The sequence below is a fragment of the Streptacidiphilus monticola genome, assembly GCF_042658505.1.
Classification (GTDB): Bacteria; Actinomycetota; Actinomycetes; order Streptomycetales; family Streptomycetaceae; genus Streptacidiphilus; species Streptacidiphilus monticola.
The window spans coordinates 134,145-144,756 of the sequence record NZ_JBHSQJ010000010.1 but is presented as its reverse complement, the minus strand read 5'-3'; the positions used below and the strand labels follow the sequence as shown (position 1 = coordinate 144,756).

At 74.1% G+C, this 10,612-nt stretch carries 9 protein-coding genes; 4 read left to right on the top strand and 5 right to left on the bottom strand.

What is annotated here, in order from left to right; translation table 11 throughout:
• Nucleotides 1–36 precede the first annotated feature (36 nt).
• The gene (locus tag ACFP3V_RS03715) at nt 37–1,029 is read right to left on the bottom strand and encodes a DUF2637 domain-containing protein (protein WP_380579623.1); all 993 of its coding nucleotides are present in this window, start codon (nt 1,027–1,029) and stop codon (nt 37–39) included.
• Between the two features lie 159 nt (nt 1,030–1,188).
• On the opposite strand from ACFP3V_RS03715, the gene ACFP3V_RS03710 reads away from it, so the two are divergent.
• Nucleotides 1,189–1,920 carry a Tellurium resistance gene (locus tag ACFP3V_RS03710; protein ID WP_380579621.1) on the top strand — a complete coding sequence of 244 codons (732 nt, stop codon included), beginning with the start codon at nt 1,189–1,191 and terminating at the stop codon, nt 1,918–1,920.
• A 156-nt stretch (nt 1,921–2,076) separates the two neighbouring features.
• Here the strand turns inward: ACFP3V_RS03710 and ACFP3V_RS03705 are convergent, their stop codons facing one another.
• Nucleotides 2,077–2,739, bottom strand: coding sequence for a TerD family protein (locus ACFP3V_RS03705; RefSeq protein WP_380579619.1), 663 nt, complete (start codon nt 2,737–2,739; stop codon nt 2,077–2,079).
• Between the two features lie 217 nt (nt 2,740–2,956).
• Between ACFP3V_RS03705 and ACFP3V_RS03700 the strand changes: the two genes are divergently transcribed.
• From ACFP3V_RS03700 to ACFP3V_RS03690, 3 genes are all read left to right on the top strand, one after another.
• Nucleotides 2,957–4,138, top strand: coding sequence for an HpcH/HpaI aldolase/citrate lyase family protein (locus tag ACFP3V_RS03700; protein ID WP_380579617.1), 1,182 nt, complete (start codon nt 2,957–2,959; stop codon nt 4,136–4,138).
• An 80-nt stretch (nt 4,139–4,218) separates the two neighbouring features.
• Nucleotides 4,219–6,663 carry a phosphoribosyltransferase gene (locus tag ACFP3V_RS03695; protein ID WP_380579615.1) on the top strand — a complete coding sequence of 815 codons (2,445 nt, stop codon included), beginning with the start codon at nt 4,219–4,221 and terminating at the stop codon, nt 6,661–6,663.
• Nucleotides 6,660–7,529, top strand: a complete 870-nt coding sequence (locus ACFP3V_RS03690; protein WP_380579613.1) for an HAD family hydrolase — start codon at nt 6,660–6,662, stop codon at nt 7,527–7,529. Before ACFP3V_RS03695 ends, ACFP3V_RS03690 begins: the two co-directional genes overlap by 4 nt.
• Nucleotides 7,530–7,769: 240 nt before the next feature.
• Here ACFP3V_RS03690 and ACFP3V_RS03685 read toward each other — a convergent pair whose 3' ends face one another.
• The 3 genes from ACFP3V_RS03685 to ACFP3V_RS03675 all read right to left on the bottom strand — a co-directional run bounded on the left by ACFP3V_RS03685 (nt 7,770) and on the right by ACFP3V_RS03675 (nt 10,521).
• On the bottom strand, nt 7,770–7,988 hold the full coding sequence (locus ACFP3V_RS03685) for an FmdB family zinc ribbon protein (RefSeq protein ID WP_380579611.1): 219 nt from the start codon (nt 7,986–7,988) through the stop codon (nt 7,770–7,772).
• Nucleotides 7,989–8,267: 279 nt separating this feature from the next.
• Nucleotides 8,268–8,924 (bottom strand): lysophospholipid acyltransferase family protein, encoded by a 657-nt coding sequence (locus tag ACFP3V_RS03680; protein ID WP_380579609.1) that lies wholly within the window; start codon nt 8,922–8,924, stop codon nt 8,268–8,270.
• A gap of 292 nt (nt 8,925–9,216) precedes the next feature.
• A complete protein-coding gene (locus ACFP3V_RS03675; RefSeq protein WP_380579607.1) occupies nt 9,217–10,521 on the bottom strand; it encodes a hypothetical protein in 1,305 nt (434 codons plus the stop codon).
• Nucleotides 10,522–10,612 lie beyond the last annotated feature (91 nt).

The window sequence follows — 10,612 nt, the reverse complement described above, 5'->3', positions numbered from 1 at the left end:
GCGCAGCTGTCCTCGCGCCCCGTCGGGGCCGTCCGGTCAGCCGAACTGCTGCTCCAGGTCCTTCAACTTGCGGTCCAGCGAGTCGAGTCGGGACATCGGGTCCTCCGCCTCGGCCTGCGCGGGGGCGGGCGAGCCCGCGTCCAGCGCGCCCGCGCGGCGGCGGCGGGGGAGGACGCCGCGCGGCTCGGCGGGCTCCAGGGCGGGGGCCGCGCCCGCGGACTCCGAAGCGTCCAGCGTCGTCAGCTCCTTGACCGGCGCGGAGCGCGCGATCGCCTTCAACTCGGCGCGCTCGCGCCGGTTCGCGCTGCGCATCCGGGCCTGCTCCAGCTCGCGCTGGCGCTTCTCCTCGCGCACCTCCTCGACCGCGTCGTCCAGGCTGCGCACGTTCTCCAGCAGCATCAGCGACCAGGCCCGGTACGTCTCGATGGGCGCGCGCAGCCAGCGCACCATCCGGATCTGCGGCAGCGGGCGCGGGACCAGGCCCTGCTCGCGCAGGGCGGCCTTGCGGGTCTGCTTGAGCGCGCGGTCGAAGAGGATCGCCGCGGACAGGGACATGCCCGCGAAGAACTGCGGGGCGCCATTGTGCGCGCCGCCGCGCGGCGCGTGGACCCAGTTGAACCAGGCCGAGGCGCCGGCGAAGAGCCAGACGAGCAGGCGCGAACCGGTGGCCGCGTCGCCGTGGCTGGCCTCGCGGACGGCGAGGACGGAGCAGAACATCGCCGCGCCGTCGAGGCCGAAGGGGACCAGGTACTCCCAACCGCCGGACAGCCCGAGGTTCTGGCGGCCGAAGCCGACCAGGCCGTGGAACGACAGCGCGGCGGCGACCGACGCACACGCGAACAGCAGGACGTACGAGACCGATCCGTAGACGGCCTCCTTGCGGCGGCGGCGCTCCTCGGCACGCTCCCAGGAGTCGTCCGCGGCATGCTTCGGCTTCCTGGTGCGCAGCATGCTCAGCAGGACGGCGGCCACGAGGGCTATCGCGCAGCCGACGGCCAACCAGACCAGTTGTATCGAAGAGAGGTTCATCGCGGGCAGCCTCGGCGAGTTGGGCGAGTGATACGAGGGTTCAGGAGACTCCGTATCGTACGCGTGAGGCCGTTGGGTTTGCGACCGGGTCTGGATTGCCTATGTGCACGGGCATCTGACGGCGGGTAAGACCTGACGGGATGTGAGGGGTGGAGCAGCATGGCCGGGTTGAGGGATTTTCTGCGCAAGGCGGAGAAGTGGGACATCGGTGAGGCCTCGCAACGGCTGACGCTCACCAAGCGCAACCCGGAGACCTCCTTGAGCGCGGCGGGGGCGCTGCACGGCACGATGCGGGTCCACCTGCACTGGACCGCGCGCGCCTCCGGTCCAGCGCCGGGCAGCGCGCGGGAGCGGTGGAAGCTGCTGCTCCAGCCCAACCCCTTCCGGCCGGTGACGACCCCTCAGATGGGCCAGCGTCCGGTCGGGGTGGACCTGGACCTGGGATGCCTGTACGAGCTGAGCGACGGTACGAAGGGGGTCGTCCAGCCCCTCGGCCCCTACATGGGGGATCTGCAGCGGCCCCCGTACATCCGGCTCAGCCACGACGACCGTTCGGGGGCGCCGTCGGGCGAGGTCATGTTCGTGGACATGGAGCACTGGGAGTCGTTCCGGCGGCTGCTGTTCTTCGTCTACATCTACGACGAGACGCCGGCGTTCGCGGAGACGCACGCCACGCTGACCCTGTTCCCGACCGCGGGCCCGCGGATCGAGGTCCAGCTGGAGGAGCACGCGCCGAAGGCGCGGAGCTGCGCGGTGCTGCTGCTGGAACGCGACGGCTCGGAGGTGACCGTGCGGCGCGAGGTCCGCTATGTGTACGGCTTCCAGGCCGAGTTGGACCGCTTGTACGGCTGGGGGCTGCAGTGGCAGCGGGGTTACAAGCCCGTGAGCTGAGCCCCGGAAGAGGCGCGAGGACCCCCACCCTTCGGGCGGGAGGTGCCCCCACCGCGACCAGCCCACCACTGAGGGAGGTCCGTCCTGCAATCACGGTCGGACCTCCCCCAGTGGCGGGCTGCTCGCCCAGTTCCTCGCGCCCCTGGCGGGGGCGGGTCAAGCGTGCGTCAGGAACTGCGGGCCTTGGAGGGGGAGAGCGAAGCCCGGGGGCTCGGGGAGGAGGGTGGGGCGGGGCGGGTACGCGGGCGCGGCCTCCGCCGCCTGCTCCTCGTCCTCGTCGATGGTGACGCCGAAGTCGGTCGCCAGACCGACGAGCCCGGAGGCGTAGCCCTGCCCGATCGCGCGGAACTTCCACGCCTCGCCGCGCCGGTACAGCTCGCCGCAGAGGAGGGCGGAGACGCCCGCGCCGTCGGTGATGTCGAAGCGGGCCAGGGGCTGGGCGTCCGGGCCGGACGCGATGTCGTAGAGCAGGATGTGCAGGCCGGAGACCGTGGCGAAGTCCGCGCCCTCGACCGAGCCGGCCACCACCACCCGGTCGACCCACCCGGGCAACTGGTCCAGGTCGATGTCGACGGTGTCGGTCAGCAGGTCGCCGCGGCGGGACTTGGCGCGGTGCCGGACGCGGCCCGAGGGGTGCCGGGGCTGGTTGAAGAAGACGAAGTCCGTGTCCTTGCGCACCCGGCCCTGGGAACTGAGCAGCAGGGCCGAGACGTCTACCTCGGGGGTGCCCGGAAGGACCTGCCAGCACAGCACGGCGCGCACGGCGGCGACGTTCGCGGGCAGAGTGGTGTTCGAGCCCTTCGGCATGACCCTGGTCATGTGCACCATCCTGCCGTCGGCGGTCGGCCGGGGACAACGCGGTCCGGGGCCCTGGCAGGGCGGCTTGTCCCGGAATCGGCGTTACGAGCCGGGCAAGTCTACGAGAACGGTGTGTTTCCCGGGCGGTGCAGGTCTGGATTTTGCCGCCTTCTTACGTACGATAATCGGCCAACGGCCCCCAAAGCCCCGGACGTTACCCACAGCCCGAGAGGGGACCATGCGTCACTTCAGCCAGCTCGACGCGGAGACCCGCGCCCGCCTGTTCCACCAGGAGCCGGTGGAGTTCGACCGTGACAGCGATCCGGCGCTGCTCTCCGCCGCGCTGGGCGCGACGCTGTACTGCCCTGCCACCCGGCCCGACCTGGTCGGGGACGTGCGCAAGCAGGCGGCCCGGGGCGTGGTGTCCATGGTGCTGTGCCTGGAGGACGCCATCGACGACCGCGAGGTCCCGGCGGCCGAGGCCAACCTCGTCGCCCAGCTGCGGCGGCTGTGGGAGGCCGGACCGACCGGGTGGGCGGGGCTGCCGCTGCTGTTCGTGCGGGTCCGCGCCGCCGCGCAGGTGCCCGACCTGGCGGAGCGGCTGGGCCCGGCGCTGGCGCTGCTGTCGGGCTTCGTCTTCCCCAAGTTCACCGAGGAGTCGGGGCTGCCCTTCCTGGAGGCGCTGGCGGGCGTCCGCGAGCGGACTGGGCAGCGGCTGTTCGCCATGCCGGTGCTGGAGTCCCCGGAGCTGGCCCACCTGGAGTCTCGGCATGAGGTGCTGCTCGGTGTCTCCCGGGTGCTGGACAAGTTTCGCGAGCAGGTGCTCGCCGTCCGGCTCGGCGTCACCGACCTGTCGTCCGCCTACGGGCTGCGCCGACCGCCCGAGCTGACCGCCTACGACGTCCAGCTGGTGGCGTCGGTCATCGGCGACGTGGTCAACGTGCTGGGCCGCGCGGACGGCAGCGGATACACCGTCACCGGGCCGGTGTGGGAGTACTTCCCGGTCCAGGAGCGCAAGTTCAAGCCGCAGCTGCGGCAGACGCCGTTCACCGCCTCCGAGCCCCCGGCGGACGAGCTGCGCCGCAAGCTCATCGAGCACGACCTGGACGGGCTGATCCGGGAGATCGAGCTGGACCGCGCCAACGGCCTGCTCGGCAAGACCTGCATCCACCCCAGCCACGTGCCCGCCGTGCACGCGATGTCCGTCGCCACCCACGAGGAGTGGTCCGACGCCGTCGACATCCTGCACGAGGACCGCAGCGGCGGCGGCGTCCTCCGTTCGGCCTACACCAACAAGATGAACGAGGTGAAGCCCCACCGGGCCTGGGCGAACCGGGTCATGGCCCGTGCCGCCGTCTTCGGCGTCGCCCGGGAGGACGTCACCTTCGCCGAACTGCTCGCCGCCTGTTTGGGAGGCTGAGCCCCGCCGGACCTCCGGCAGCAACCCGCCCGTCATGTGCTCCTGATGGGCTGGCACCAACGAACAGGGAAAGAAACGCCATGCCGTCGTCGCCGCAGTCGCCACCGTCACCCGCCGTGCCTCCCGTGTGGACCGGAAGCTGGGTGGAGCAGCGCCTCGGCGTGCGCATCCCGGCCGGCAGCCCGGTGCGCGACCTGGTCGGGCTGGCGCTGCGGCGCAACCCGCGCCGGGCGCACCTGCTGGTCTCCCAGGTCCTGGGCAAGCACGTCCCGCAGCGGCCCGCCGTCGTCTACGACGCCGGGTTCGCGCTGGGCGCCCGGGTCCGCGAACTGCTGGGCGCGGAGGCGGAGTCGGCGGTCGTCCTCGGCTACGCCGAGACCGCGACCGGCCTCGGGCACTGCGTCGCCGACGGCCTGGGCGGCGTCCCCTACCTGCACTCGACGCGCCGTCAGGTCCCCGGCACCGCACCGGTGGGCGGCTTCGAGGAGGAGCACTCGCACGCCACCTCGCACCTGCTGCTGCCCGAGTCCGCGGGCTTCCTCGCCGGGGCCGGTCCGCTGGTGCTCGCCGACGACGAGTTCTCCACCGGCCGCACCGTCGCCAACACCGTGGCCGCCCTGCACGCCCGCTACCCCCGCGAGCGCTACGTCATCGCCACCCTGGTCGACCTGCGCACCGAGGAGGACCGGGCCCGGCTCGCCAAGACGGCGGCCGACCTGGGCACGCGCATCGACGTGGTGGCCACCGCCACCGGCCGGGCCGAGCTGCCGGCCGACGTGCTGGAGCGCGGCGCGGCGCTGGTGGAGGCCGAGGAGCGGCGCGCTCCCGCCCCCCAGGCCGCCGGCCCGCTCGCACCGCTGACGCGGCTTCAACTCCCATGGCCCGCAGGCCTCAAGGACGGTGGGCGGCACGGCTGGACCGCCGCCGACCGGGACCGCCTCGAGCAGGCACTCCCGACCCTCGGCGAGGCCCTGGCCGCCGCGCTGCCGCAGGAAGCCCGGCGGGTGCTGGTGCTGGGCACCGAGGAGCTGATGTACACGCCGCTGCGCCTGGCCGCGGCCCTGGAGCAGCACACCGACGCCGAGGTCCGGTTCTCCTCCACCACCCGCTCCCCGGTACTGCCCGTCGACGACCCGGGCTACGCCATCCGCACCCGGATCTGCTTCCCCGCCCACGACGCCCCCGCGGACGGCGACGGCCTGCGCTACGCCTACAACGTCGCCCCGGGCGCGGATCCGGCGCGCCGCTTCGACGCCGTCGTGGTCGTCGTGGACGACCAGGGCGACCGCGCCCCGCTGCACGCCCCCGGCACCGGCCTGCTCGACCGGCTGCGGGCCGTCTGCGGCCACGTCGTGCTGGCGGTCGTCCCCGCCTACCGTCCGGCGCCGCTGCCCGCGCCGCTGCACGGCCCCGCCTTCTCGTCCTACCCGGCGGACGAGGTCTCCTGGCTGCTCAAGGACCTCTCCGACGTCGCGCTCGAGGCCCCCACCGAGGAGCGGGAGGAGGCCATCCAGTCCGGCGGCGCGCACTACGCCGAGTCGCTGCCGGTCGAGTACCAACCCTCGCCCGCCTACCAGGAGTTGTACCGCGCGGCGCTGGACGCCTCGGCGGCCCGGGTGGCCCGCGCCGTCGGTGTGGTCACCGAGGCCGTACTCGCCGAACGCGGCCGGGGCGCGGTGCTGGCGTCGCTCGCGCGGGCCGGGACGCCGGTGGGCGTGCTGATGCGCCGCTGGGCGCAGACCGTCCACGGGGTGGACCTGCCGCACTACGCCGTCTCCATCGTCCGCGGCCGCGGCATCGACAGCACCGCGCTGCGCTACCTGGCCCGGCACCACGACCCCGCGCAGGTGGTCTTCGTGGACGGCTGGACCGGAAAGGGCGCCATCACCCGGGAGTTGGAGGCCGCGTTGGCCGGCACCGGCTTCGACCCGGAGCTGGCCGTGCTCGCCGACCCGGGCCGCTGCGTGCGCACCTTCGGCACCCGCGAGGACTACCTGATCCCCTCCGCCTGCCTCAACTCGACGGTCTCCGGCCTGGTTTCCCGCACCGTGCTGCGCGCGGACCTGATCGGCCCGGACGAGTTCCACGGCGCCAAGTTCTACCGGGAGCTGCGCGAGGCCGACGTCTCCGGGGCCTTCCTGGACGCCGTCAGCGCCCACTTCGGCGCGGTGCGCGAGGCCGCGCTCGCCGAGGCCGCGGCGCTGCTGGCGTTGCCCGAGGCCGAGCGCGCCCCCGACTGGTCCGGCTGGGCCGCCGTCGAGCGGATCAGCGAGGAGTACGGCATCGGCAGCGTCAACCTGGTCAAGCCCGGCGTCGGCGAGACCACGCGGGTGCTGCTGCGCCGGGTTCCCTGGCGGATCCTGGTCCAGCGGGGCGTCGGCGCCGACCTCGACCACGTCCGGCTGCTCGCCGAGCAGCGCGGCGTGGAGGTCGAGGAGCGCGACGACCTGCCGTACAGCTGCATCGGACTGATCCACCCCCGCTACACCCGCGGGGCCACCGGTGAGGAAGGGACCGCCCTGTGACCGACCGTCAGCCGCGCTACCTCGTGGCCAGCGACCTCGACCGCACGCTCGTGTACTCCCCGCGGGCGCTCGGCCTGGACGTACCCGACGAGGAGGCGCCACGGCTGCTCGCGGTCGAGGTGCACAAGGGCGAGCCGCTGTCCTTCATGACCGAGGCCTGCGCGGAGCTGCTGACGGAGCTGATCGCCGCGGCCGAGTTCGTCCCCGCCACGACGCGGACCCGCGCCCAGTACCAGCGCATCCACCTGCCCGGCCCGAAGCCGGAGTGGACGCCCCGGTACGCGATCTGCGCCAACGGGGGCCACCTGCTGGTGGACGGCGAGTCCGACCGGGACTGGCACGCCGCGATGCGGACCACCCTGGCGCAGAACTGCGCCTCGCTGGACGAGGTGGTGCAGAAGCTCGCCCTGTCCGCCGACCCGGAGTGGACGCGGAAGCGCCGGGTGGCGGAGGACCTGTTCGCCTACCTCGTGGTGGAGCGTCAGGAACTGCCCGAGGGCTGGGTCGAGGAGCTGTCCGCCTGGGCGGCGGCGAAGGGCTGGAACGTCTCGCTGCAGGGCCGCAAGGTCTACGTCGTCCCGCAGCCGCTGACGAAGTCGGCGGCCCTCGCGGAGGTGGAGCGGCGCACCGGCGCGGCGACCATCCTGGCGGCAGGCGACTCGCTGCTGGACGCCGAGCTGCTGCTCGCCGCGGACCACGGATTCCGGCCCGGCCACGGCGAGTTGGCGGACACCGGCTGGACCGCGCCCGGCGTGACCGCGCTACAGCAGGCGGGCGTGGTCGCGGGCGAGGAGATCGTCCGCCGGATGCTGGCCCGCGTGACCGCGGTCAGCGGCGCGGAAGCCCCGGTGACGGCGGGGAGCTGACCCGGGCTGACCCGGGCTGACCGTGAGCTGACCGGGCTGACCGGGCTGACCGGGGCGGCGGCGGGTGGGGCTGGCGCCCTCCGCCGCCGCGCGTGTTCCCGGCGCGTCCGTTCCTGGCGCGTCCGTTCCGGCCGCGCCCGTTGCCGGCACTCCCGTTCCTGGCGCGCTCGTTACCGGCTCGGGGCGTGTGCTTCGCCCACTCGGGACGGTGGGGGTGGTGGGGACGGTGCCTTCCGGCCCTCAGCCGCAGCAGCCTCCGCCACAGCAGCCGCCGCCCCCGGCCCCGCCTCCGCCGCCGGCGGGGGCGGACTGGGCACCGGAGACGGCGACCATGGACATCAGCTTGGTCACGTCGTCATGTCCCTGCGGGCACACCGTCGGCGCGTTGGCCTGGGACATGGGGCGGTTCAGCTCGAACGTGGCGCCGCAGGTGCGGCAGCGGTACTCGTAACGGGGCATGCCCGGAGATTACCCCGATCCGGGCCTCACGGGGGCGGCCCCAGCCGCGGCGCTGGCGCTTGAGCACCGCAGGGCGGCGCAGTCGCGTCGATCTCTCCCCGCCTTCCGGGGCTCCAGCTTGCCCCGGGGCTCCTGCCTACCCCCGCTGGGACCGGCCTTCGACGACGGGAACCTGCCCACCTCGCCGGGGACTGCACCGCGCGTGGGGCCGAACCTGCGCTGCGCCCGACAACTCGGCTCTGGCGCAGCCTGGTTGATGCTCTGCGAGGCACGGGCCGGTCACGCGCACCGGCGTGGGCCGGCGAGGCCGTCCGCCGCTGCCCGCCAGGCGTCGGTCACGGCCGCATGGGCCTGCTCCGTGGCCTGCGGCACCGAGCCGGTGAGCAGGACCGGGGCGCCGAGGGCGACCCGGACACGGGGCCGCCGCAGCGGTGCCGTGACCACGCCGGCCACCTGCTTGAGAGTGCTGCCCGAGGTGATCCGCCGCGAACCGGACTGCCCCAGCGGCACCACGGGCACGCCGGTGGCCAGCGCCAGCCGGGCCACGCCGCTGCGGAACTCCTGCGGCGCGCCGTCGCCGGAATCCCGGCGGCGGGGCAGGCGGCCCTCCGGGTAGATCACCACGACGCGGCCACGCCGCAACTCCCGTTCGGCGGCGTCCAGCGCGGCCGCGGCGTTGGCCGTGCCGCGCTGCACGGGGATATGGCCCTCGGCCCGGAGCAGTCGGCCCAGAACCGGTATCCGCCACAGCCCTGCCGTCGCCAGGAGCACCGGCCTGCGCTCGCCCAGCAGGCGGAGTGCGGCCAGCACGACGCCGGGGTCGACCAGCGAGCTGTGGTTGACCGCGACGATGCAGGGGCCCGCCGGCACCTGGCCGGGAGCGACGTCAAGCCGCGCGAGCAGTGGGACGAGGCGGCGGGCGAGGGCGCTGAGCATACGGTCATGGTCGGGCGGTGGCAGGCCGCGGCGCCTGAGTCGGCGTACTCAGGCGGGTACTCATCCCAACAGGCTGCCCGCTCGGGGAGCTTCGCGCCCGCATGGGGGACCCCGCGAGCACCGGGCCGGTCGCGTCCACTGCTCCGGACCACGCCCCTCGGCCTGCGGAGCCGGCGCACCGAGCCGGGCTTAGGACGTTGGGCCGTGGGCCGTGGGCCGTGGGCCGTGGGCCGAGGACCGTGGGTCGTGGGCTGTGGGCCGAGGACCGTGGGTCGACGTGGACCGCCGTGGGCTACCGGCTGGAGCTGCGCTCCTCGCGGATCATCCGGACCACCGTGGCCGCGGTCTCCTTCGCCGCGTTCAGCTCGGTCAGCAGCGCCCAGTAGTCGGGGTGACGTCCCGTCAGGGCGGCAGCGGCCCGGTCGATGCGCGCCACCGCCGCGTCCAGCGGCTGGGCGTGACGCGGATCGGGCGCACTGCGCCCGGCCATGGCCAGCCGCTGCGCGTCCCGCACCGCGAACCGGGCCCGCTCGATGACGGCGTCCGCGTCGCGCTGCACCTCGTTCAACGCCGCCAGGCGCTCGTGGACGGCGGCGACGGAGGCGTCCGTCGTGTTCAGCATCGTCCGCGTGTTGCCGAGGACGAGGGAAGCGTCGTTCCAGCGCTGCTCGTTGCGCGCCTTCTCCGCCTCGTCGATGCGCGCCCGGGCACTGCGCACGGCGTCCGCCGCCTGCTGCGGCACGTGCTGCAGGTCCTGCCAGCAGGCCGCGCTGAACCTGCGGCGCAGCTCGCTGAGGACCGGGTCGATCTGCCCCGCCCGCGTCTCCAACGCCTGCGCGCGGGTGCGCAGCGAGGCCAGCGTCCGGTCGATCTCCGCAGCCTGCTGCGGCAGCCGCTCGGCCTCGGCCCGGATCTGCTCCGCCGTCCGCTGCACCTCGGCCGCCGTGCGCAGCACCGGCTGCACGCCGTGCCGCCCGGCGCCCTCCGTGATCATCTTCAGCTGCGGCGCGAGCCCGGCCAGCCGCTTCGCCTGGTCGTCCACCTTGAGCCGGGCGGCCTTCGCTGCGTCCACGGTGTTGCTCGCGGCCAGCCACGCCTGTTTGGCCCGCTCGACGGCCGGGACGACCTGCGCCAGCTGGTTCTCGGCGGCGGCCAGGAGGGGCTGGATGTTGCTCGCGAACCGGTCCAACTCTCCCTTCATGCTGAGCAGTTGCTGCCGCACGGTGTCCAGCTGCCGCCGCGCCTGCCCCGCGGCGGAGGCGGACAGGTCCTCGGCGTCGAGGTCGACGGCGTCGAGCGCGTTGATGTACTGCTCGCTGAGGTGGTTGATCCGCTCCCCGAAAGCCGCGAAGTCCCGCTGGGCCCGCTTGGACCCTTCAGAGGTGTCGGCGGCGGCGAGGGTCTCGACGTTGATCGTCAGATCCCGCTGCAGGGTGTCGAGCTCATAGAACGCCTGCGCGGCGGCCTCCCGCGCCGCCTGCGCCTCGGCGCGACCACCCTCGCCACGCCACCACCGCCCCGAACCGCCCGCCACGTCCGCTCCGCTCTCCTGCTCGTGCTGCTGGTGCCTGTCCTGGCCTGCGGATTGCTCCGCCACATCCTGCCCACGCCCCGCCGCTGCCCGGGACGGGCCCCATCCTTCCACCCGCCCCGCCCTGCACGCAGGAGGCCCGGGACCAGGTAGTCTT